The sequence below is a fragment of the Streptomyces sp. CWNU-52B genome (genome assembly GCF_047444975.1).
Lineage (GTDB): Bacteria > Actinomycetota > Actinomycetes > Streptomycetales > Streptomycetaceae > Streptomyces.
Map to the genome: position 1 here is coordinate 32,290 of NZ_JBLFJV010000005.1, position 21,073 is coordinate 53,362.

At 71.3% G+C, this 21,073-nt stretch carries 21 protein-coding genes; 16 read left to right on the plus strand and 5 right to left on the minus strand.

The window, feature by feature from the left end; all coding sequences use genetic code 11:
* Positions 1-89: 89 nt before the first annotated feature.
* The 9 genes from ACLVWQ_RS03000 to ACLVWQ_RS03040 all read left to right on the plus strand — a co-directional run bounded on the left by ACLVWQ_RS03000 (position 90) and on the right by ACLVWQ_RS03040 (position 8,817).
* Positions 90-1,430 (plus strand): ferric reductase-like transmembrane domain-containing protein, encoded by a 1,341-nt coding sequence (locus ACLVWQ_RS03000; protein WP_414106533.1) that lies wholly within the window; start codon positions 90-92, stop codon positions 1,428-1,430.
* Between the two features lie 10 nt (positions 1,431-1,440).
* A complete protein-coding gene (locus ACLVWQ_RS03005; RefSeq protein ID WP_414106534.1) occupies positions 1,441-1,869 on the plus strand; it encodes an FMN-binding protein in 429 nt (142 codons plus the stop codon).
* A 65-nt stretch (positions 1,870-1,934) separates the two neighbouring features.
* Positions 1,935-2,690, plus strand: coding sequence for an FAD:protein FMN transferase (locus ACLVWQ_RS03010; protein ID WP_414107368.1), 756 nt, complete (start codon positions 1,935-1,937; stop codon positions 2,688-2,690).
* 243 nt (positions 2,691-2,933) lie between these two features.
* Positions 2,934-3,584, plus strand: coding sequence for a GntR family transcriptional regulator (locus ACLVWQ_RS03015; RefSeq protein ID WP_414106536.1), 651 nt, complete (start codon positions 2,934-2,936; stop codon positions 3,582-3,584).
* Between the two features lie 78 nt (positions 3,585-3,662).
* Positions 3,663-4,433 carry a PIG-L deacetylase family protein gene (locus ACLVWQ_RS03020; RefSeq protein WP_414106537.1) on the plus strand — a complete coding sequence of 257 codons (771 nt, stop codon included), beginning with the start codon at positions 3,663-3,665 and terminating at the stop codon, positions 4,431-4,433.
* Complete coding sequence (locus tag ACLVWQ_RS03025; protein ID WP_414106538.1) at positions 4,430-5,149, plus strand: 4-carboxy-4-hydroxy-2-oxoadipate aldolase/oxaloacetate decarboxylase; 720 nt, start codon at positions 4,430-4,432, stop codon at positions 5,147-5,149. Before ACLVWQ_RS03020 ends, ACLVWQ_RS03025 begins: the two co-directional genes overlap by 4 nt.
* 68 nt (positions 5,150-5,217) lie before the next feature.
* On the plus strand, positions 5,218-6,324 hold the full coding sequence (locus ACLVWQ_RS03030) for a 4-oxalomesaconate tautomerase (protein WP_414107369.1): 1,107 nt from the start codon (positions 5,218-5,220) through the stop codon (positions 6,322-6,324).
* A gap of 48 nt (positions 6,325-6,372) precedes the next feature.
* Positions 6,373-7,341, plus strand: a complete 969-nt coding sequence (locus ACLVWQ_RS03035) for a catechol 2,3-dioxygenase (RefSeq protein ID WP_414106539.1) — start codon at positions 6,373-6,375, stop codon at positions 7,339-7,341.
* Between the two features lie 150 nt (positions 7,342-7,491).
* Positions 7,492-8,817, plus strand: a complete 1,326-nt coding sequence (locus ACLVWQ_RS03040; protein ID WP_414106540.1) for an MFS transporter — start codon at positions 7,492-7,494, stop codon at positions 8,815-8,817.
* A gap of 108 nt (positions 8,818-8,925) precedes the next feature.
* Here the strand turns inward: ACLVWQ_RS03040 and ACLVWQ_RS03045 are convergent, their stop codons facing one another.
* The 3 genes from ACLVWQ_RS03045 to ACLVWQ_RS03055 form a co-directional block, all read right to left on the minus strand.
* The gene (locus ACLVWQ_RS03045) at positions 8,926-9,999 is read right to left on the minus strand and encodes a mechanosensitive ion channel family protein (protein WP_414106541.1); all 1,074 of its coding nucleotides are present in this window, start codon (positions 9,997-9,999) and stop codon (positions 8,926-8,928) included.
* A 415-nt stretch (positions 10,000-10,414) separates the two neighbouring features.
* Positions 10,415-11,179: a crotonase/enoyl-CoA hydratase family protein gene (locus ACLVWQ_RS03050; protein ID WP_414106542.1), complete on the minus strand. Its 765-nt coding sequence runs from the start codon at positions 11,177-11,179 to the stop codon at positions 10,415-10,417.
* A 109-nt stretch (positions 11,180-11,288) separates the two neighbouring features.
* The gene (locus tag ACLVWQ_RS03055; RefSeq protein WP_414106544.1) at positions 11,289-12,251 is read right to left on the minus strand and encodes a lysylphosphatidylglycerol synthase transmembrane domain-containing protein; all 963 of its coding nucleotides are present in this window, start codon (positions 12,249-12,251) and stop codon (positions 11,289-11,291) included.
* A 233-nt stretch (positions 12,252-12,484) separates the two neighbouring features.
* Between ACLVWQ_RS03055 and ACLVWQ_RS03060 the strand changes: the two genes are divergently transcribed.
* The 5 genes from ACLVWQ_RS03060 to ACLVWQ_RS03080 all read left to right on the plus strand — a co-directional run bounded on the left by ACLVWQ_RS03060 (position 12,485) and on the right by ACLVWQ_RS03080 (position 18,597).
* Positions 12,485-14,386: an ABC transporter ATP-binding protein gene (locus tag ACLVWQ_RS03060; RefSeq protein ID WP_414107370.1), complete on the plus strand. Its 1,902-nt coding sequence runs from the start codon at positions 12,485-12,487 to the stop codon at positions 14,384-14,386.
* Positions 14,387-14,640: 254 nt separating this feature from the next.
* Complete coding sequence (locus tag ACLVWQ_RS03065) at positions 14,641-15,843, plus strand: sensor histidine kinase (RefSeq protein WP_414106546.1); 1,203 nt, start codon at positions 14,641-14,643, stop codon at positions 15,841-15,843.
* Positions 15,840-16,967: a hypothetical protein gene (locus ACLVWQ_RS03070; protein WP_414106547.1), complete on the plus strand. Its 1,128-nt coding sequence runs from the start codon at positions 15,840-15,842 to the stop codon at positions 16,965-16,967. Before ACLVWQ_RS03065 ends, ACLVWQ_RS03070 begins: the two co-directional genes overlap by 4 nt.
* A complete protein-coding gene (locus ACLVWQ_RS03075) occupies positions 16,964-17,629 on the plus strand; it encodes a response regulator (RefSeq protein ID WP_414106548.1) in 666 nt (221 codons plus the stop codon). Before ACLVWQ_RS03070 ends, ACLVWQ_RS03075 begins: the two co-directional genes overlap by 4 nt.
* Before the next feature lie 524 nt (positions 17,630-18,153).
* Positions 18,154-18,597: an NUDIX hydrolase gene (locus ACLVWQ_RS03080; RefSeq protein WP_414106549.1), complete on the plus strand. Its 444-nt coding sequence runs from the start codon at positions 18,154-18,156 to the stop codon at positions 18,595-18,597.
* 34 nt (positions 18,598-18,631) lie between these two features.
* Here ACLVWQ_RS03080 and ACLVWQ_RS03085 read toward each other — a convergent pair whose 3' ends face one another.
* Complete coding sequence (locus ACLVWQ_RS03085) at positions 18,632-19,111, minus strand: ATP-binding protein (RefSeq protein ID WP_414106550.1); 480 nt, start codon at positions 19,109-19,111, stop codon at positions 18,632-18,634.
* 166 nt (positions 19,112-19,277) lie between these two features.
* On the opposite strand from ACLVWQ_RS03085, the gene ACLVWQ_RS03090 reads away from it, so the two are divergent.
* Positions 19,278-20,129, plus strand: a complete 852-nt coding sequence (locus tag ACLVWQ_RS03090; protein ID WP_414106551.1) for a helix-turn-helix domain-containing protein — start codon at positions 19,278-19,280, stop codon at positions 20,127-20,129.
* A complete protein-coding gene (locus ACLVWQ_RS03095) occupies positions 20,126-20,323 on the plus strand; it encodes a DUF397 domain-containing protein (protein WP_414106552.1) in 198 nt (65 codons plus the stop codon). Before ACLVWQ_RS03090 ends, ACLVWQ_RS03095 begins: the two co-directional genes overlap by 4 nt.
* Before the next feature lie 12 nt (positions 20,324-20,335).
* On the opposite strand, the gene aztA is transcribed toward ACLVWQ_RS03095, so the two are convergent.
* On the minus strand, positions 20,336-21,070 hold the full coding sequence (gene aztA / locus ACLVWQ_RS03100; RefSeq protein ID WP_414106553.1) for a zinc ABC transporter ATP-binding protein AztA: 735 nt from the start codon (positions 21,068-21,070) through the stop codon (positions 20,336-20,338).
* Positions 21,071-21,073: the final 3 nt, after the last annotated feature.

Sequence of the window (21,073 nt, forward strand, 5' to 3'; positions counted from 1 at the left end):
TCCAGGACCCGAATCGAGGATCCGAGGGCCGGACCAGGCCCTCGGAACCCGATGACGGCCTCAGGACCCGAATCGAGGAGTTGCCGTCCGTGACGACTGTCCAGACGACCGTGCCGCCGCCGACCGCGGCAGTGCGCCCCAAGGTGGTGGCCCGCACCGGCCTGTACGGCGTGCTGGCCCTGAACGTGGTCGTGGTGACCGTGTTCTTCATCCAGGCCGGGTTCGCCTCGAACACCCTCATCGTGCTGGGCCGGCTGGCCGGACTGTACGGCGCGCTCCTGATGGCCTTCCAGCTGCTGCTGGTCGCCAGGCTGCCCTGGTTCGACCGCCGCATCGGCATGGACCGGCTGACCTCCTGGCACCGCTGGGTCGGCTTCGGACTGCTGTTCACGCTGCTGGGGCACGCCGTGTTCATCACCTTCGGCTACGCCCGGTCGTCGTCGCTGGATCCGGTGAACCAACTCGTGGACCTGGGCGAGACCGTCGAGGGAGTGTTCCGCTCGATCGTCGCGCTGGGGCTGATCCTCGTGATCGGCGCGGTCTCGGCCCGCTACGCCCGCCGCAGGCTGGCGTACGAGACATGGCACTTCATCCACCTGTACACGTACGTCGCGGTGGTCCTGGCGTTCACGCACCAGGTCGCGGCGGGTACGACCTTCACCTCGTCGTCCGCGGCGACGACGTACTGGTACACGCTGTGGGGCGTCGCGCTCGGCGCGGTACTGCTCGGCCGGGTGGTGCTCCCGCTGTGGCGGAACCTGCGGCACCGGCTGCGGGTCTCGGCCGTGGTACCCGAGTCCGACAACGTCGTCTCGGTCTACATCACGGGGCGCGACCTGGACCGGCTGCCGGCCCGCGCGGGTCAGTTCTTCCTGTGGCGGTTCCTCACCAGGGACCGGTGGTGGCAGGCCAACCCGTTCTCGCTGTCGGCCGCCCCGGACGGCCGGAGCCTGCGGCTCACCGCCAAGACGGCCGGTGACGGCACCGCCGCCCTGCGGCACCTCAAGGTGGGCACGCGGGTCTTCGCCGAGGGGCCCTACGGCGCCTTCACCGCGATGCACCGCACCCGGCCCGGGGCCGTGCTCATCGCCGGCGGCGTGGGCGTCACCCCGATCCGGGCCCTGCTGGAAGAGGTGCAGGGCCGTGCCGTGGTCATCTACCGGGTGGCCACCGACCAGGACGCGGTCCTGTACGAGGAGCTGCGGGAGCTCGCCCGTGCCAAGGGAGCCGAGCTGCACCTCGTGTCCGGGCCGGTCAGCCCCGACAAGCTGGCACCGGGCGAGCTGGCGCGGCTCGTGCCGGACATCGGCGAGCGGGACGTCTTCCTGTGCGGGCCGCCCCCGATGATGAACGCGGTGCTGGGCAGCCTGCGCGAGCTGGGCGTGCCCAAGCCGCAGATCCATTTCGAGCGCTTCAGCCTGGCGGGATGAGAGAGACATCGTGAAGCGAGCAATACCTGTTCTGGTCCTGACCGTCGCGGGCCTGATCCCGGTGTGGCGCTACGCGCCCTCGGACGGCTCGACGACGACCACCGAGGTCGCGGCGCCCGCCGTGCCGTCGCCCGCGCCGACGTCCTCCGGGGACGCCTCGGGTTCTGCGGGAGGCGGCTCGTCCCAGGTGGTCACGGGTTCGACGGTGAACACCGAGAAGGGCACCGTGCAGGTGGAGGTGACCTTCGACGGCGACAAGATCGCCGCCGTGAAGCTGCTCCAGCAGCCGAACCACCCGCAGACCGAGGCCGCCGTACCGAAGCTCGTCGCGGAGACGCTCCAGGCGCAGAGCGCCGACATCGACGCGGTGTCGGGCGCGACGATCACGAGCAAGGGATACGTCGAGTCGCTCCAGGCGGCCATCGACGCGAAGGGGTGACGGCGGTGTCCACGACCGAAGCGACCGCGGGAAGCGGCAGGGCCGGGGTGTCAGCGGCCGATGCCGTGCGGCGCGTCGAGCACATCATGGGGCTGCCGATCTCCCTGCGGATCGACGGCGCCGACCGCGTGGGCGACACGGCCGTCGGCACGGCGGACGCGGCGCACGCGGCGGACGAGGTGTTCGCATGGCTGCGTGAGGTCGACGCGCGGTTCAGTCCCTTCCTGCCCGGCAGTGAGGTGTCCCGGCTGGACCGGGGCGAGCTGGCGGCCGACCGGCTCAGCCCGGACCTGGTCGAGGTTCTCGACCTGTGCGAGCGGTACCGGGTGGAGAGCGGTGGCGCGTTCCAGGTGCGGCTGCCCGGCCGCGGCCTGGACCCCTGTGCCATGGTCAAGGGCTGGGCGGTCCAGCGTGCCGCGGAGCTGCTGCGGGCGCGGGGCGTGACGGCGTTCTGCCTCAACGCGGGCGGCGACGTGGTCGCGGGCGGCCGGCCCTGGCGGGTCGGTGTACGGCACCCCGAGCGGGCCGACCGGGTGTGCGTGGTCCTGGAGATCACCGACGGGGCGGTGGCGACCTCCGGGCGGTACGAGCGGGGCGACCACATTCTCGACGGGCGCACCGGCCGTCCGGCGACCGGGCTGCTCAGCCTGACCGTCGTGGCCGCGTCGCTCACCGAAGCGGACGCGACGGCGACCGCGGCGTTCGCGATGGGGCTGGAGGGGGTCGAGTGGGCGGCCTCACGCGTGGGCTGTGAGGTCTTCGCGGTGGACGCGGAGCGGCGCGTGATCCGTAGCAACGGGCTTCCCGTGGCCCGCGGTTGACGGCCGCCGAGCGGGGCGTGGGTCCGCGGAGCCCCGCCCCGCCCGCGAGGGGCGCGGGGAACTGCGCGACCGGCCCCCACCGGCCCGCAGAGTACGAACACCTGATCAGCGGTTGAAGGGCCCCGGAACCGGGGCCCTTTTTCTGTGCGGTGGCTGGGGAGCGGCGGTATGACGAACAAAATTGTTGACAATCTTGTTCGTCTAGATTTAGGTTCGACAGGCACTCACTCAGGGAGGGCACACATGCCGAAGGAAGCCCGTCCGAGCACAGGAGAGCAGGCCAAACAGCATGCGCTCACCCAGCTGCGGCAGGCGATCCTGCGTGGCGAGATGGCCCCGGCCCAGCGGCTGGTGGAGAACGAACTCGCCGAGCAGTTCGCCGTCACCCGGGCCAGTGTCCGGGCGGCCCTGATCGAGCTGGAGTCGGAAGGGCTGGTCGAGCGGATCCGCAACCGCGGCTCACGGGTGCGGGTGGTGACCGTGGAGGAAGCGGTCGCCATCACCGAGTGCCGCATGGCCCTCGAAGGGCTGTGCGCGGGCAAGGCGGCCGTCGAGGCCAGTGACGAGCAGCTGGACCAGCTGGTCGTCCTGGGCGAGGCGATGTCCAAGGCCGTCGCCGACGGCGACCCGGTGACCTACTCCGACCTCAACCACGAACTGCACGCCCACATCAGGCAGTTCTCCGGCCAGCAGGTGGCCGTGGGGTTGCTGGAGCGGCTCAACGCGCAACTGGTGCGCCATCGTTTCCAGCTCGCGCTGCGGCCGGGGCGGCCCCAGAAATCCCTGAGTGAGCATCTGGCCATGATCGACGCGATCAGGGCCCGGGACCCGCGGGCGGCCGAAGAGGCCGTCCGCACCCACCTCGCGGGTGTGATCGACGCACTGCGTGAATGAGCGCCGGGCGCGCGACGCGTCGCGCGCCTGACGTCGCGGGGTGGGCCAACCGGCCTGTCCAGCAAGGAGATTGCAGGAATGACCCACGGCAACGCGCCCAACAGCCCACCGTTGACGCTCGTCACCACGCGGTCGACGCTCGTCGTCACCGCCCACGCCGGGGACTTCGTCTGGCGGGCGGGCGGCGCCATCGCCCTCGCCGCAGCCCGGGGTGAGAAGGTCACCGTCGCCTGCCTGACCTACGGCGAACGCGGAGAGTCCGCCAAGGCGTGGCGCGAGGGGAAGTCACTGGAGGAGATCAAGGAGCTGCGCCGCGGTGAGGCAGAGGCGGCCGCCGGCGCCCTCGGCGCGCGGATCGTCTTCTTCGACGCGGGCGACTACCCCCTGAGCGTCACGCCCGAGCTGACCGACCGTCTGGTGGGTGTCTACCGCGAGGTCCAGCCGGACGTCGTGCTCACCCACCCGCTCGACGACCCCTACAACGGCGACCACCCGGCGGCCGCGCGCATGGCCCTGGACGCGCGTGTCCTCGCGCAGGCCGTCGGCTACCCGGCCGAGGGGGAGGTCATCGGGGCACCGCCGGTGTTCTTCTTCGAGCCGCACCAGCCCGAGATGTGCGGCTTCAAGCCCCAGGTGCTCCTCGACATCTCCGAGGTCTGGGAGACCAAGCGCAAGGCGATGGAGTGCCTGGCCGCCCAACGGCACCTGTGGGACTACTACACGGACCTCGCCGTCCGCCGCGGTGTCCAGCTCAAGCGCAACGCCGGCCCGAACCTGGGTCTGGCCCACACCACCATGGCCGAGGCATACATGCGGCCCTACCCGCAGGTCACAGGAGAACTGGCATGAGCGGCGTGATCGTCACCAACCCGCCGAAGGCGGAAGCCAAGGACGTCGAGGCGCTCGCCGCCTACGGGGTCGCCACCGTGCACGAGGCGATGGGCCGCACCGGTCTGCTCGGCACCCGTCTGCGCCCCGTCCAGCAGGACACCCGGGTCGCGGGCACCGCGGTCACGGTGCTCTCCTGGCCCGGCGACAACCTCATGATCCACGCGGCCGTCGAGCAGTGCGGCGAGGGCGACATCCTGGTCGTCACGACCACCTCGCCGTCCACCGACGGCATGTTCGGCGAACTGTTCGCCACCGCGCTGCAACGGCGCGGAGTGCGCGGCCTGATCATCGACGCGGGCATCCGGGACACCGTCGAACTGCGCGAGATGGGCTTCGCCGCCTGGTCCGCGGCGGTCAGCCCGCAGGGCACGGTCAAGGCGACCGGCGGTTCGGTCAACGTGCCGGTGGTCATCGGCGGCCAGGTGATCCGGCCCGGTGACGTGATCGTCGCCGACGACGACGGTGTGGTGTGCGTGCCCCGTGAGCGCGCCCGGCGGACGGCCGAGGCGTCCGAGGCCCGTGAGGTCAAGGAGGCCAAGGCCCGCGCCGCCTTCCAGGAAGGCCAACTCGGCCTGGACCGCTACGGCCTGCGCGAGACCCTCGAACGCCTGGGCGTCTCCTACCGGTCGTACGACGAGTACGAGCGCGAGCAGCGGGACGGAGCGGGGTCGTGACCGGCCCGGAGCGGGCGCGCTCGGAGCCGGCGCGTTTCGAGCCGGCGCGTTTCGAGGAGGTGCGGTGCATGCTCATGCGCGGCGGCACCTCCAAGGGCGCCTACTTCCTCGCCGGGGACCTGCCCGCCGAACCGGCCCCGCGCGACGCCCTGTTGCTGCGGATCATGGGCAGCCCCGACCCGCGTCAGATCGACGGCCTGGGCGGGGCGCATCCCCTCACCAGCAAGGTGGCGGTGGTCTCCGTGTCCGCCGACCCCGAGGCGGACGTCGACTATCTGTTCCTCCAAGTCGGCGTCGACAAGCCGGAGGTGAGCGACCGTCAGAACTGCGGGAACCTGCTGGCGGGTGTGGGCCCCTTCGCCGTCGAGCGCGGTCTTGTCGTGCCGGACGGCGACCGTGCCTCCGTGCGGATCCGCATGCTCAACACCGGGGACCTCGCCGTCGCGGACTTCCCCGCTCCGGGCGGACGTGTCGACTACTCCGGCTTCGCCGAGATCTCCGGTGTGCCCGGGTCCGCCGCCCCCGTGGTCATCGAGTTCCCGCAGGGGAGCAACCCGCTGCTGCCGACCGGACGGGCCCGTGACATCGTCGCGGACACGCCCGTGACCTGCGTGGACAACGGGATGCCGACCGTGCTGATCGCCGCGTCCTCGCTCGGCGTCACCGGCTACGAGACCCCCGCCGACCTGGAGGCGGACCAGGAACTCACCGAGCGGCTGCGGGCGATCCGGCTGGCGGCCGGGAAACTGATGGGTCTCGGCGACGTGGAGCACACCACCGTGCCCAAACTCACCCTGCTCGCCCCGGCGTCGGAGGGCGGCGCGGTCATGACCCGCACCTTCATCCCGGTGCGCTGTCACACCTCGATCGGGGTCCTGGGCGCCGCGAGTGTCGCCGCCGGGCTGCGGATCGAGGGCGGCGTGGGCGAGGGGGTGGCCCGGCTGCCGGAGCACGGGGACCGGACGCGCATCGAGCACCCCACCGGATTCCTCGACATCGAGACGGACCTCGCCCACGAGGACACGGCTCCCGCGCCCGACGGGTCGGCCCTCGCGTCCGGCACCCCGGGCGCTCTCCCCGGCACACGCACCGGCACCCCGGTCGCCCGCCGCACCGCCGTCGTCCGTACCGCACGCAAGATCTTCGACGGCACGGTCTTCCCCCGGCCGGCCTGAGCCCTGGCCGCCCCCACCCGTGCCGTCCACCACCCCTGAGGAGGCCCCATGGCCCCGCCGCTCGGCGACATCGCCCACCTCGGGCACGTCGAACTGCTCACCCCCGACCTGGACGCCAGCGTCCGGTTCTTCACCGACTACCTCGGCCTGACCGAGAACGGCCGCTCGGGCGACGGGAACTCCGTCTACCTGCGGACCTGGGACGACTACGAGCACCACAGCCTCGTCCTGACCGCGCACGAGACCTCCGGTATCCGCCGCACCGCCCTGCGCGCCTCCGGTGAGGAAGCGCTCCGGCGCCGGGTCGAGGCGGCCGAGGGCGCCGGCCGCACCGGCCGCTGGGTCGAGGACGAGCCGGGCATCGGCCCGCTGTACCTCACCACCGACCCCGACGGCCACGAGATCGCCCTCTACTGGGAGAGCGAGTGGTACCGGGCACCGGACGCGCTGCAGCCCGGCCTGAAGAACCAGCCGCAGGCCAAGCCGGGGCACGGAGTGGGCGTACGCCGCCTCGACCACGTCAACTTCCTCGCCGCCGACGTCGCGCCGAACGGCGGTTTCGTCCACGAGGTGCTCGGTGCCAGGCCGACCGAGCAGATCCAGCTGGACGACGGCAGGATCGCCGCCCAGTGGCTGACCTTCAGCAGCAAGTCGTACGACGTCGTCTACACCGAGGACTGGACCGGCTCCCAAGGGCGCCTGCACCACATCGCGTTCGCCACGGACACCCGCGAGGACATCCTGCGGGCCGCCGATCTCGCCCTGGACACCGGTGTGTTCATCGAGACAGGGCCGCACAAGCACGCCATCCAGCAGACGTTCTTCCTCTACGTCTACGAGCCCGGCGGCAACCGGATCGAGCTGTGCAACCCGCTCACCCGGCTGGTGCTGGCCCCGGACTGGCCGCTGATCACCTGGACCGAGAACGAGCGGAAGAAGGGGCAGGCCTGGGGTCTGAAGACCATCGAGTCCTTCCACACGCACGGCACGCCACCGGTCCAGAACCACGGCGCGTGACCCGTTCCTGTGATTGTTGACAAAAACGTTGACACTCGCAGGGCGGATTCCTAGCGTCAGGGGCATCACGGGGTCGCCCGCACGGGCCGCGCGCGACCCCCCTCCCGAATCCCCTCCAGGGACCCGCCTCCTGGACGAGAGGAAACAACGATGTCCTCCTCCTTCGCCCTGTCCGCACGCGGCAGCAGAATGGCCGTACTGGTCCTGGCGCTGTGCTGGCTGGCCGTCCTCTTCGACGGCCTCGACATGTTCATCTACGGCTCCGTGCTGCCGCACATGCTGGCCGAGAAGTCCCTCGGCCTCACCCCGGACCGGGCGGGCGACCTCGGCAGCTACGCCACGTTCGGCATGCTCGTCGGCGCGCTGACCGCGGGGACGATCGCCGACCGGGTGGGCCGCAAGAAGCTGATGGTCGCCTGTGTCACGCTCTTCTCGCTGGCCTCCGCCCTGTGCGCCGTGTCGGGCGGCGTGGCGGTCTTCGGCCTCGGGCGGACCCTCGCCGGCGTCGGTCTCGGCGGCCTGCTGCCCACCGCGATCAGCATGGTCTCCGACTATGCCCCGCGCGGCCGCGCCGCCCTCACCATCGGCATGCTGATGACCGCCCACCACGCGGGCGGCATCCTCTCCGCCTACGTGGCCCTGTGGATCGTGGAACCCCTCGGCTGGCGCGCCGCGTTCTGGGTCTGTGTGGTCCCGCTGCTCTTCGTCCCGCTGCTCGCCAGGTTCATGCCCGAGTCGCTGAGCTTCCTCGTCGCCAAGGGCCGCACCGAGGAGGCCCGTGCCCTGGCCGCCCGCTTCGAGGCCGAACTGCCCGCCGCGGCGGAGAAGAAGGCCGCGGGCGACCGCTGGAACGCCCTCCTCGGGCTGTTCCGCCGCGGCGAGTGGAGCCAGACCCTGCTGTACTGGCTGGCGTCCTTCGGCGGGCTGCTGCTCGTCTACGGCGTCGCCACCTGGCTGCCCACGCTGATGCGCGGCGAGGGGTACGAACTGGGCTCGGCCCTGACGTTCGTCGTTCTGTTCAACCTCGGCGGCATCGTGGGCATGCTGGTCGCCGGACGGGCCGCGGACCGGTTCGGCGCCCCGCGCATCTCGTCGCTCTGGTTCGCGCTGACCGCCGCCGGGGTCTTCCTGCTCAGCGTCCACATGCCGCTGGCGGTGACCTTCACGGTCGTCTTCCTCACCGGTGTGTTCCTCAACAGCGCCCAGGTCATGATCTACGCGACGGTCTCGATCCGCTCCACCCCCGACAACCGCGCCACCGCCGTCGGCTGGACCTCCGGCATGGGCCGCTTCGGCGCGGTGTTCGGTCCGTGGCTGGGCGGCCAGTTGCTCGCCGCCGGAAACGGCGACTGGGGCTTCACCGCGTTCGCGATCGCGGGCCTGTCGTCCATGGTCTTCATCGGCGTCGCCGCGCTGCGCAGCGCGAAGCGGGCGTCCGGGAGCGACACGCCGCAAGGGCTGCTCGCCGCGCACTGAGCGGCCCCGCGCGGCACGCAGGGGGAGAGCGGGGCGCTCCGGCCCGGACCGCCCCGCTCTCCCTTGTCCTCAGCGGACTTCAGGTGCCTTGCGCGGACTTCGGATGCCTTACGGGACCGACAGGGACCCGTCGCGCTGCGGCGGTATCGCCACGCCGTTCTGCTGGAGGGCGACGGTGCGCGCCGGGGACGGGATGCGGATGCCCTCGACGTGGTACCGCTTGTGCAGCCGCTTGATGAACTCGTGCTTGATCCGGTACTGGTCGCTGAACTCGCCGACCCCCAGGATCACGGTGAAGCTGATCCGCGAGTCCCCGAACGTGTGGAAGCGGATGGCGGGTTCGTGCTCGGGCATCGCCCCGTCGATCTCCGTCATGACCTCGGTCACCACCTCGGAGGTGACGCGTTCCACGTGCTCCAGGTCGCTGTCGTAGCCGACGCCGACCTGCACCAGCAGGGTCATCTCCTGTTCCGGGCGGCTGTAGTTGGTCATGTTGGTGCTGGAGAGCTGGGCGTTCGGGATGATGACGAGGTTGTTGGAGAGGTTGCGCACCACCGTGTTGCGCCAGTTGATGTCGACGACGTACCCCTCCTCCCCGCTGGTGAGCCGGATGTAGTCGCCCGGCTGGATCGTCTTCGAGGCGAGGATGTGGATGCCCGCGAAGAGGTTGGCGAGGGTGTCCTGGAGGGCCAGCGCGACCGCGAGACCGCCGACACCCAGGGCGGTGAGCAGCGGCGCTATCGAGATGCCCAGCGTCTGCAGGACGACCAGGCAGCCGATGGCCAGGACGACGACCCGGGTGATGTTGACGAAGATCGAGGCCGATCCGGCGACACCGGAACGGGACTGGGTGACGCCCCGGACCATACCGGCGATCACGCGCGCCGCGGTGATGGTGGCGGCGAGCATGATCAGGACCGTCAGGACCTGGTTGACGGTGTGGTTGACCTTGCCGGACAGCGGCAGCGCCGCCGCCGCGGCGGCCACCCCGCCGGTGATCGCCGCGACCGGCACCAGCGCGCGCAGGCCGTCGACGAGGACGTCGTCGCCGTTCCACCGGGTACGGGTCGCGTGCCGGCCGAGCCAGCGCAGAAGAAGGAGGATGAGGACGGTCGCCACCACCCCGGCGACCAGCCAGCCGCCCGCCACGACCCAGTCGTGCACGGTGAGGTCTCGGTTCACCAACTGCCTCCCGTCGTACCCGGAAGAGGGCATACGCCCGCCATGTGAAGTGTCGTCACCTTGTTGCCACCTGCTGCTCGTTTCCGGGATGTGCCGCCCGCCCGGCCGCGACGCGTGTCGTCGACCGGCGGGACTGGCTCATCTTGCTACATGCGCGGGGGTGCTTCGTGGCGGAGCCGCTCGGGTCAGGCCAACTCCCACCGACCACGCCCCCAACTCGGTATGTCTCTGGGCTTGTTGACGCCCTGTCCGATCGGTACGGGAACCGGGCCAGCCTCGTTGTGGGCCTCGGAGGGGTGCCTGAGGGACGGGGCAGGGTGTCGGCGGGGCTCTGCGGCCCGTGCGCCAAGTTGGCCGGGATCGGCCGGGACGCGTCGGCACGTGTACCTCGCGAGGCACACGTACCGCATGGGGCTCAGGAGTCGCTGAACGATCCATGGCGCCCGGCTCCCGCGGAGAACCGCGCCGCCCCCTCCAGGCTCTCCGCCAGCACGCCCATCCCGTGGCGCAGCTCGCCGCGCATGGCGGCCCGCTCGGTCAGGCCCTCCTGGTCGAGGACCGAACCCCGGTCGCCGCGCAGACAGGCCTGCGGGAACCGGGCGATCGAGGCGGCCAGCGCCTCCGCCTCCGCGCGGGCCCGGCCCGCCGGCACGACCCGGTTCGCCAGACCCGTCTCGTACGCCTCGGCAGCCGCCACCGGACGGCCGGTGAGGATCATGTCCATCGCGCGGCCGGTGCCGATGAGACGGGGGAGCCGTACCGTTCCGCCGTCGATGAGCGGCACACCCCAGCGGCGGCAGAAGACCCCGAAGACCGCGTCCTCCTCGGCGACCCGCAGATCGCACCAGAGCGCCAGTTCGAGACCGCCCGCCACGGCGTGACCGGCGACCGCGGCGATCACCGGCTTCGACAGCCGCATCCGAGTGGGCCCCATCGGCCCGTCGCCGCCCTCGGAGACGTGGTTGGCGCGTTCGGTGCCGAGGGCCTTGAGGTCGGCCCCCGCGCAGAAGGTGCCGCCCTCGCCCCACAGCACCGCCACCCGGGCCGACTCGTCGGCGTCGAACGCTCGGAAGGCGTCGGCGAGTTCGTCCGCCGTGGGGCCGTCGACCGCGTTACGGGCCTCGGGACGGCTGAGGACGACCGTGGTGACGTACTCCTGGCGTTCGATCCTGACCGGCATCGCGCGGACCCCTTCGTGAGGCGACGCCAGCAGGTTACTCCCGAGTCACCCGGGCGCGGACACGAAATCGGTCGGGGTCGGGGGCGGGTCGAGGCCGGGCCCGCCGGGCTCAGATCACCTTCAGCCGTACGAGCGCGCCCAGCGTCAGCGCGCCCGGCAGCAGCGGCAGCCACACCGTGATGATGCGGTAGGCGAGCACCACAGCCGTCGCGAGCGCGACCGGGCCGCCCGCCGCGACCAGTGCCACGATCAGCGCGGCCTCCACCGAGCCGATCCCGCCCGGCGTCGGCACCAGCGCGACGGCGACCGTGGCCGCCAGGTAGGCGACCGCGATGTGCAGCGGGGCCACCGGGAGGCCCAGGGCCTGGCCCACCGCGGCCAGCCCGGCCGCCTGGAAGAGGGGGAAGGAGAACGAGCCGCCCCACAGCGCCAGCGCGCGAGCCGGCCGCGTGTGCACCGACCGCGCCTCGCCCAGCGCGGTCCGCAGGAAGCCGAACACGGCGGTACGCACCCGCCGTACGAGCAGCAGGGCCGCCACCGCGACGAGCGCCACCCCGCCGATCGCGAGCAGCAGCGGGCCCAGCGCGCCGGCCGGCAGGAGCACGCCGATCCGCAGCGCGTCGGGGAAGGCGATGAGCAGGGCCAGCAGCAGCCCGACCCGCGCGACGGACTCCGCAAGGAGATAGAGCGCGAGAGCCGACGACGAACGGGCCAGCGGAACCCCGCACACCGTCATGAACCGCAGGTTGACGGCGCTCGCGCCCAGCCCCGTCGGCAGGAGGTGGTTGGCCGCACCGGCCGCGAACTGCGTCGCGAGCAGCCGGCGCCGGGGGAGCCGCTGGACGAGGGCGCCCTGCCGGGTGACGGCGGCCGCCACCCAGGTCAGACAGGTGGCGGCGGCCGCCGCCAGCAGCCAGGGCCACTTCGCCGAGGCGAGGTGGCCGAAGCCGTCCGCGAGCACGGACCGGTGCCGCACCGCGACCACGGCCACGAGGGCGAGCGGGAGCAGGCAGAGGACCTGCCGGACCGGCAGGCGCCCGGGGAGGCGCTGGGGAAGCTGTTCGACCGTCACACCCGGAGAGGCTTTCCACGCCGCACCAACGGGGGGTTGCGGACACGGGGACGGCGGCTGACACCCTGCGCACGGCATCGAGTCGGCCGGCCCGCCGGAAGGCGTCAGAGGGAGGGGCGGAGAGACGGTCAGCGGGAGGGACTTCTGTTCGGTGAGAGTCATCTGTTCGGTGAGTGTCATCGGGCTCCCTTGACCTCAAGATTGCTTGAGGTTCTACGGTCGGTCCCATGAGTATGGAGACGACAGCCTGGACGCAGCTGTACAGCGTCATGAACGCCCAACGGGAGCGCCGGCCCTTCGCCCGCGCCACCCTCCGACGTATCGCCGGATTCGCCCGCCCGCACCGGCGCCGGATCGCGCAGTTCGTGGTGCTCAGCGTGGCCACGGCGCTGCTCGCCGTGGCCACGCCGGTCCTCGCCGGACGCGTGGTGGACGCGATCGTGGCCCACGGGGACGAGGGCACGGTCCTGCGGCTCGCCCTGCTCATCGCGGCGATCGCGCTCGCCGAGGCGGCGCTCGGCCTGGTGAGCCGCTGGTTCTCCGCGACGCTGGGCGAGGGCCTCATCGTCGATCTGCGGACAGCTGTGTTCGATCATGTGCAGCGCATGCCGGTCGCGTTCTTCACACGTACTCGTACGGGAGCGCTCGTCAGTCGTCTCAACAACGACGTGATCGGCGCCCAGCGCGCCTTCAGCAACACCCTGTCCGGAGTGGTGAGCAACGTCGTGACCCTGCTGCTCACGCTCGCCGTGATGCTCACCCTGTCCTGGCAGATCACCCTGCTCGCGCTCGTCCTGCTGCCGGTCTTCGTGGTGCCCGCCCGCCGGGTGGGCCGGCGGATGGCGAAGCTCCAGCGCGAGGCCGCCGACCTCAACGCCGCGATGGGCACACGGATGACCGAACGGTTCTCCGCGCCCGGCGCCACCCTGATCAAGCTGTTCGGCCGACCGGACGACGAGTCCGCGGAGTTCGCGGCACGGGCCAGCCGCGTACGGGACATCGGGGTGCGCACCGCGATGGCGCAGACCGCGTTCATCACGGCCCTCACGCTCGTCTCCGCCCTGGCGCTCGCGCTGGTCTACGGGCTCGGCGGCTGGTTCGCCCTGCGCGGCAGCCTGGAGCCGGGCGCCGTCGTCTCGCTGGCGCTGCTGCTGACCCGTCTCTACGCGCCGCTCACCTCACTGGCGGGGGCGCGCGTCGAGGTCATGAGCGCCCTGGTCAGCTTCGAGCGCGTCTTCGAGGTGCTCGACCTGAAGCCGCTGATCGCGGAGAAGCCGGACGCCCGCGCGGTGCCCGAGGGCCCGGTCGCCGTCGAGTTCACCGACGTCCGCTTCGGCTACCCGGCAGCCGACAAGGTCTCCCTCGCCTCGCTGGAGGAGGTCGCCGCGCTCGACACCCGGGCCGGCACCGAGGTCCTGCACGGCATCTCCTTCCGCGCCGAACCCGGCCGGACCGTCGCCCTCGTCGGCTCGTCCGGCGCCGGCAAGTCCACCGTGGCCGCACTGCTGCCACGGCTGTACGACACCGACGAGGGCTCCGTACGCATCGGCGGCGTCGACGTCCGCGATCTGAGTGCCGAGTCGATGCGGGCCACCCTCGGCATGGTCACCCAGGACGGTCACCTGTTCCACGAGTCGGTGCGCGCCAACCTGCTGCTCGCCCGGCCCGACGCCGACGAGGACGCCCTGTGGGACGTGCTGCGCCGGGCCCGCCTCGAAGACCTCGTACGGTCCCTGCCCGACGGCCTCGACACGGTGGTGGGGGAGCGCGGCTACCGGCTCTCCGGCGGCGAACGCCAGCGCATGACCATCGCCCGCCTGCTCCTGGCCCGCCAGCGCGTGGTCGTCCTCGACGAGGCCACCGCCCACCTGGACAACACCTCGGAGGCGGCCGTCCAGGAGGCGCTCGCGGAAGCCCTGGAGGGCCGGACGGCGATCGTCATCGCCCACCGCCTCTCGACGGTACGGGCCGCCGACCTGATCCTGGTGGTCGAGGCGGGCCACATCGTCGAACGGGGCACGCACGACGCCCTGTTGGCGACGGGCGGCCGGTACGCCGAGCTGTACCGCACCCAGTTCGCCAGGCCGAAACACGACGGCCAGGTGCTCGCCGTCCCGGGCCCGGCCCACAGCTGAACTCCCTGACCACCACTCCTGACCACCACTCCTGGATCACCGAACCTGGATCACCTGTCCTGGATCACCGCTCCGGACAGGTGGTTCACGCCTCGCGCCCCTGCAGTTGCCTCAAAAGCACCTTCACGAGCACATGCGCGTGTCGGTACGTTCGGCATCTGTAGGGGTGTACTGCGCAAGGCGGGGACGTGGCCAGGGAACAGGGCAGGGGTGCGCCGGGCTCCGGAGGTCTGCCTGTCGGACACGGACCAGAGGTGACCGGCGGGTCGGCGATGCTCGGCGTCGAGCGCCAGATGCTGACCATCTCGGTCCTGCTCCGCGTGCTGAGCGCCCTGGTGGGTGGCTCGGTGGCGCTGATCGGCCTGGCGGAGCCCGCGGACCCGGCGTGGGTCCTGCCCGCGGTGGCCGCCCTGCTGGCCTGGACCGCGCTGTTCAGCCATCAGCTGCTGCGCCGAGGGCCGCGCCGATGGCTGATCCTGGCGGACCTCGCGGCGATCGCCGTGCTCTGCCTGCTGCACGAGCGGCTGGTGCCGGCCGAGGTACTGACGGCGAGCGCGGGCACGGGCTGGGTCGATCCGGTGGTCGGCAGTGCCCTCGTCGTCGTCCAGTTGGTCACCCGGCAGCCGTTCGGGCTGCTGGCGATCCTCTTCGTCGCCTCGATGTACACGCTGGGTACCCCCGGGTCCCGTGAGGCACCCGTGGTGCTGGTGCTGCAAGGGCTGGTCGCGGCAGCGCTGCTCGCACTGCTGCACCGGGCGGCCGGCTCGGCGGACGCCGCACTGGCCAGGCAGGCGTCGGTCCAGGCGGACGAGCGGGCCAGGTCGGCGGCCCGTACCGACGAACTCGACCAGCAGCGCCGTCTGCACGACACCGTGCTCGCGACCCTCACGATGGTCAGCACCGGAGGCGTCAGTCATGAGTCCGCCTCACTGCGGCGGCGCGCGCTGGCAGACCTGCGGGTCGTCGAGGGCCTGGGGGCGCACCCGGGCGAGGGCGAGGCACAGGACAAGCCGGAAGGCACGGACGGCAGGGATGACGACGGCACAGACGGCAAGGGCGGCAAGGACGGCACGGTGCGACTGGATCTCGTACTGCGCACCGTGGTGCTGACACCGAGACCCGGACTGCCCACGGTGGCCGTCGAGTTCGACGTGCCGCCCCTGCAACTGCCCCGCGGTGTGGTGTCGGAGATCTCGCAGAGCGTCGCGGAGGCGCTCTCCAACGTGGCCCGGCACGCGGGCACCGACACCGCGCGGCTGGTCGCCGAATCCGCCGGCGCGGGGGTCGACGTCGAAGTGCGCGACCTGGGGCGGGGGTTCGGCCTCGACACGGTCCCGGCGTACCGCAGAGGGGTACGGGAGTCGATCGTGGGCCGGATGACGGCCGTGGGCGGAAGCGCGGAGATCGTGTCGAGCCCGGGAGCGGGCACCCGGGTGCTGCTGCGATGGCGCCCATGACCAAGGGCCGCTCGCACGACCGGGCGGGTGAACTGGTGGCGGTCCGGTACGCCTGGGCGATCAGTGTCACGGTCGTGGTCATCGTCGCCCTGATGCACCTCGTCTACGACGTGCTGATCCTGCGGCGCGGCTGGCCGCGGTACGAACCGCAGTGGGCCGCCCTGAGCGCGTGGCTGGCGCTCACCGTGATCGAGGTGATCGGTTCGGTACTGCTTCTGCGGTCGGCCCTGGGAACGCGGCCGGCCAGGGCGCTGGCCGCCGCGGCGGTGGCGGCCGGTGCCGTCGCCACCGCCACCTATCCGGCCGGTGAGGCGATCAGCGACATCAGCTGGGCGTGGAACACGGTGGGCTGGTTCGGGGTGCTGCTGCTGTTGCGGCGCCCGCTGGGCGAACTGGTCGCGCTGGCGTGCGTCAACACCTCGGTCACCGTGATCGCCCTGGCCGTGGACGGCGCTCTGGACGACCGGGTGACCTGGGCGCGGTTGATCACCGTCACCTACGCCACGGCCGGCGTTCAGCTGATCTTCGCCTTCATGGGCCGCAAGCTGCACCTGGCGGCTCAGGTCGCCACGCGCCGGGCCGAGGTCCAGGCCGAGATCCTGACCCGCGCGGTCTCCGACGAGACCGTGCACGCCGAGCGGCAGCGGCGCTACGACTATCTGCGGGACCGCGTCGAACCGCTCCTGCTCGGGCTCGCCGAGGGCCGGCTCGATCCGGCCGACGACGCGGTGCGCCGTTCGACCGCGATCGAGGCGGCCCGGCTGCGCCGGCTGTTCGCCGAGACGGACGACACGACGCATCCGCTGCTGCACGAGCTGAGGGCCTGCGCCGACATCGCCGAGCGGCGCGACGTCGACGTCACCCTGATCAGTTACGGCGTCCTGCCGCCGGTCCCCGTCCCCGTCCGCAGGGCGCTGACCGAGGTGCCCCTGGTGGTGCTGGCGTCGGCGAAGGCGCGGGCCAGGCTGACCGTGGTGGCGCACCCGGCCGAGATCGTGGTGAGTGTCGTCGCCGACGCCCAGCCGGGGACCCGACTCGACGCGCCGAGCCCGCTCACCACATCCGTGTTGTTCGACGAGGAAGAGAATCAGTTGTGGGTGGAGACCCGGTGGAGCATCCAATGAACCCCCTCAGGGTCGGTGTCGTCGACGACCATCCGGTGGTGATCGAGGGCATCCAGACCTGGCTGGCCGAGGAGCCGCGGATCGAGCTCGTCCACACCGGCGACACCACGGAGGGGCTGATGCCCGGTGCCGCGGATGTACTGATCATGGATCTCAACCTGCACGGCCGGCTGATCCTCGACGACATCGGCGAGCTGGCCGCCGCCGGTCAACGGGTCGTCGTCTTCTCCCAGTTCATCGAGGAGGCGGTGGTCATGGGGGTGCTGAACGTGGGTGCCTGCGAGTTCGTCGCGAAGAACGAGGGCCGGCTCCATCTGCTGCACACGGTGCGCGCGGCGGCCGCCGACCGTCCGTACGTCACCCCGACCGTGGCCGGGGCCCTGGCCGGCGACCGCAGCCCGCAGCGTCCCAAGCTCTCCGAGCAGGAGCGCACCGCGCTGCTGTGGTGGTTCCAGTCCATGTCGAAGGCCTCGGTCGCCCGCCGGATGGACGTTTCCGTGCACACCGTGGACATGTACATCAAGCGGGCCCGGGTGAAGTACGCCCATGTCGGCAGAGCGGCACCGACCAAGGCGGACATGCTCGCGCGGGCCATCGAGGACGGCCTGATCAAGCCCGACGAGATCACCGGCTACCGCTCCGCGGCGGTACCGGACGCGTGACACGCGGCTTGGACCGCTGTCCGAAAAGCTTCCGGGCAACGGCTGCCTGTCGTGGTCCAGGATGTTCACGGCGCTCTCTTCGACGACTCATCAACGGTACGGCGACGAGAGGCGACCGGTGCAGAAGCCGCTCTGCGTCGATCGCCTGCTCGCCTTTGTTCCCCCGTTTCCCCCGTCCCCCGGATTCCCCCGTTCCCCTGAATCTCATCCGGTTGCCCTGCAAGAAGAACGCTACGGAACCGCCGCCGCGAACGCATGACACCCGTTCAGGGAACACGCGGGGTGGGGCGCCGACAGAGGGCCCCGGCGATCTCGCTGGGACAGCGGCGACTCCTGGCAGTCTCAGGCCGCCGCGCTCGTATACGCGGACGAACACCTCGGTCGCCTGATCGACGGACTCACCGGCAGAAGGAGATGGCTGATCATTATGTGCGCCGACCACGACCGTGGCATTGCCCACCCGGCCGTGCTCGACATGCCGTTCGCGGCCTGGCTGTCGGAGTAGGCGGCTACGCTCCCGGGCCATGACCGACACATCCCAGCAGGGGGCGATGCGTGACGCCTCCGTCATCGTGGCCCGGGACGCGGACGGCATGGTCGCCGTCCTGACCGCCGGATTCCCTAGGCATGGCGGCGAGTACATGTTCCTGCCCGGGGGGCGACGGGAGGACGGCGAGACACCGGAAGAGTGTGCGAGGCGCGAGTTGCGTGAGGAAGCCGGCGTCACCGCCCAGACCTGGCGGCCCCTCGGCTCGTATGCCCTCTCCCTGAACTCCACTGCTCGCGTCCACCTTCTCCTGGCCGAAGACCTCACCTGCGGTCCGCAGCAGCTCACGCCCGGCGAAGCGGACTTCAAGCTCATGTGGTGGTCGATTCCTGACGCGATCCGGGCCGCCATCGAGGGACGTTTCCTGCTTCAGGGGGGTCCGCTCGCGCTGCTGCTGGCCCAGCAGGTCACTCCGGCCTGACGGAAGCCAACTCCCGGTGCCGTCCCTGGACCCCTCAACGGCGTTGGGTGCCGGACTGACCGGAAGGTGCGTCCAGCCGCTCGCCGCCCTCGTCGATCTCCGCCCAGACCGTCTTGCCGGAAGGCGGGCGAGGCTCCGTGCCCCAGCGGTCGGCCAGCGTGTCGACCAGGAGCAGGCCGCGGCCCGACTCGTCGTCGGGACCCCGCTCCGGGCGGATCGCCGGGCGGTACTCGCCTCGCGTGTCGCTCACCGCGATGCGCAGGGTGCCGACCGCCTCGTCCAGCGTCAGGGCCAGCAGGAAGTCGCGGCCCTGGGTGCGGCCGTGCTGTGCCGCGTTGGCCGCCAGCTCCGCGATGACGTGCTCCGCTCGCTCGATGACTCCGGGTGACAGCTCCCAAGCTGTCAGCCGTTCCACGGCGAGGAGCCGGGCGAGGCGGGCGCCGCGGCGGGTGGAGGAGAGGTGCTGCGCGAACGTGCGTACGGTAGCGCAGGATTGGGGCGTGGGGGCGTTCATGGGGCAACCGTGGCAGGCGTGCGGGGGCGTGTTCCAGTGGTGAGATCCGTACGCTGCGTCAGCGTACGGACACTTTCTGTAGACGGTACGTGGATCTTTACGTCACTCTGGGTGCGTCGATCGCGGGGATACCGCAGAGGGCGTACGCACGTGGAGGTGGCCGCGTATGACGGGCAGCAGTGAAGTGACGACTTGCGACTTGGAGCGCGAGCCCGACACCTCCGACAGCCTGCGGACGTTCGGAGCCGTCGTCCAGGCCCTGCGCGAACATGCCGGGCTCAGCAGGGCGGACTTCGGGGCGCGGGTCCGGTTCTCCAAGCACACCGTGGAGTCGGTGGAGTTGGGACGCCGGATGCCCGACGAGTCGTTCGTCGAGCGGGCGGAGGAGGTACTGGGCAACACGGGGGCGTTACGGAAGGCGGCCAGGCATCTGACGCGGGGGGAGGCGGGGCTCGCGGCCTGGTTCCGGCGGTGGGCCCGGCTGGAGAAGGTCGCGGTGAGCCTGTGCACGTATGAGTGCCGCCTGGTGCCGGGTTTGTTGCAGTCGGAGGGGTACATGCGGGCCCTCTGTGAAGAGGACATCCCACCCATGGCGGACGACGCCCTTGAGGCCACGGTCCGGGCCCGTAAGGAACGCCAACTGCTTCTGAAGGAGCGCCCGAATACGACCTTCGACTTCGTCGTTGACGAGGCGGTGTTCATGCGGCCTCTGGGAGGAGCGGCCGTGGCTCGTGATCTGCTCGACCACGTCCTTGACGCGAGCGCCCCTAGAAATGTCACGTTGCAGATCATGCCGACGAACTCCGAGCACCACGCGTGCATGGCGGGGCCCATCCAGTTGCTGGAAACTCCGGAGGGGAATTGGCGCGGTTACTCCGAGGGGCAGGAGAGCGGTCTCTTGATCGCTGACCCGAAACAGGTCAGCCGGCTCTACATGCGCTATGCGAGACTGCGCTCGCAGGCTCTCTCGCCGAGGGACTCCGTGGGCCTGCTGGAGCGGATTCGAGGAGCGCTATGAGCACGTCCGAACTCAAGTGGTTCAAGTCCAGCTACAGCAGCGCACAGGGAGACAGCTGTGTTGAGGTTGCCATCACCCAACAGGCCATCTGCATAAGGGACTCCAAAGACGTTACCCGCCCCCACTTCGCCGTCGGGCGCACCCAGTGGACGCGGTTCGTGACGTTCGCGGCGGCGGGCCGAGCGGCCGCCTGACCCTCACAACGGCTACCACATCCGCGCCAGCGCCGTCGGTGTGAGCACCTCGTCAGGGGCTCCCCACCCGACGAGGCGCCCCTCGCGGAGCAGCCCGCACGTGTCCGCCGTGCGTGCTGCCTCCAGGTCGTGCGTGGCCTGGATCACCGTCACGCCGTCCGCGACCAGTGACGTCAGCAGCGCCCCGATCCGTTCCCTGGCCTCGGGGTCCAGGCCCGTGGTCGGCTCGTCCAGGAGCAGCAGGTCCGACTCCTGCGCCAACCCCTGCGCGATCAGGGCGCGTTGACGCTGGCCGCCTGACAGTTCCCCGAGTTGGCGGGCCGTCAGGTCGCCGATGCCCAGTCGGTCGAGTGCGGCCTCCACGGTCGCGTGGTCCCGGCGGGTCAGTCGTCGCCAGGGGCCCCGCTCGGCCCAGCGTCCCATCTCCACGGTCTGCCGGACGGTGAGCGGCAAGGTGTCGCCGACGGCTCCGTGCTGCGGTACGAACGCGGGCGGCAGTCCTCCGTCGTGGTGCACCTCACCGGATGTCGGGCGGATCACACCTGCCAGTACGCCGAGCAGGGTGGACTTCCCGCTGCCGTTCGGGCCGACCAGTGCCGTCGTGGCCAACCTCGGTATGTCCGCGCCGAGTTGGTGGAGGACGGGGCGGCCCGGATAGCCGGCGCACAGGGCGGTGAAGCGTACGCGGGCTGTCTGCTCCGGTGGGTCGGCGGGCGAAAGGGGCGGTGTATTGAACATGGTTTTCATTGT

What these genes read in the sequence shown, in the direction of transcription:
- ACLVWQ_RS03015 (WP_414106536.1), top strand. Translation starts at nt 2,934, where the DNA reads ATGCCGAAGGAAGCCCGTCCGAGCACAGGAGAGCAGGCCAAACAGCAT.
- ACLVWQ_RS03020 (WP_414106537.1), top strand. Translation starts at nt 3,663, where the DNA reads ATGACCCACGGCAACGCGCCCAACAGCCCACCGTTGACGCTCGTCACC.
- ACLVWQ_RS03025 (WP_414106538.1), top strand. Translation starts at nt 4,430, where the DNA reads ATGAGCGGCGTGATCGTCACCAACCCGCCGAAGGCGGAAGCCAAGGAC.
- ACLVWQ_RS03030 (WP_414107369.1), top strand. Translation starts at nt 5,218, where the DNA reads ATGCTCATGCGCGGCGGCACCTCCAAGGGCGCCTACTTCCTCGCCGGG.
- ACLVWQ_RS03035 (WP_414106539.1), top strand. Translation starts at nt 6,373, where the DNA reads ATGGCCCCGCCGCTCGGCGACATCGCCCACCTCGGGCACGTCGAACTG.
- ACLVWQ_RS03040 (WP_414106540.1), top strand. Translation starts at nt 7,492, where the DNA reads ATGTCCTCCTCCTTCGCCCTGTCCGCACGCGGCAGCAGAATGGCCGTA.
- ACLVWQ_RS03050 (WP_414106542.1), bottom strand. Translation starts at nt 11,179, where the DNA reads ATGCCGGTCAGGATCGAACGCCAGGAGTACGTCACCACGGTCGTCCTC.
- ACLVWQ_RS03060 (WP_414107370.1), top strand. Translation starts at nt 12,485, where the DNA reads ATGGAGACGACAGCCTGGACGCAGCTGTACAGCGTCATGAACGCCCAA.
- ACLVWQ_RS03070 (WP_414106547.1), top strand. Translation starts at nt 15,840, where the DNA reads ATGACCAAGGGCCGCTCGCACGACCGGGCGGGTGAACTGGTGGCGGTC.
- ACLVWQ_RS03075 (WP_414106548.1), top strand. Translation starts at nt 16,964, where the DNA reads ATGAACCCCCTCAGGGTCGGTGTCGTCGACGACCATCCGGTGGTGATC.
- ACLVWQ_RS03080 (WP_414106549.1), top strand. Translation starts at nt 18,154, where the DNA reads ATGACCGACACATCCCAGCAGGGGGCGATGCGTGACGCCTCCGTCATC.
- ACLVWQ_RS03085 (WP_414106550.1), bottom strand. Translation starts at nt 19,111, where the DNA reads ATGAACGCCCCCACGCCCCAATCCTGCGCTACCGTACGCACGTTCGCG.
- ACLVWQ_RS03090 (WP_414106551.1), top strand. Translation starts at nt 19,278, where the DNA reads ATGACGGGCAGCAGTGAAGTGACGACTTGCGACTTGGAGCGCGAGCCC.
- ACLVWQ_RS03095 (WP_414106552.1), top strand. Translation starts at nt 20,126, where the DNA reads ATGAGCACGTCCGAACTCAAGTGGTTCAAGTCCAGCTACAGCAGCGCA.
- aztA (WP_414106553.1), bottom strand. Translation starts at nt 21,070, where the DNA reads ATGAAAACCATGTTCAATACACCGCCCCTTTCGCCCGCCGACCCACCG.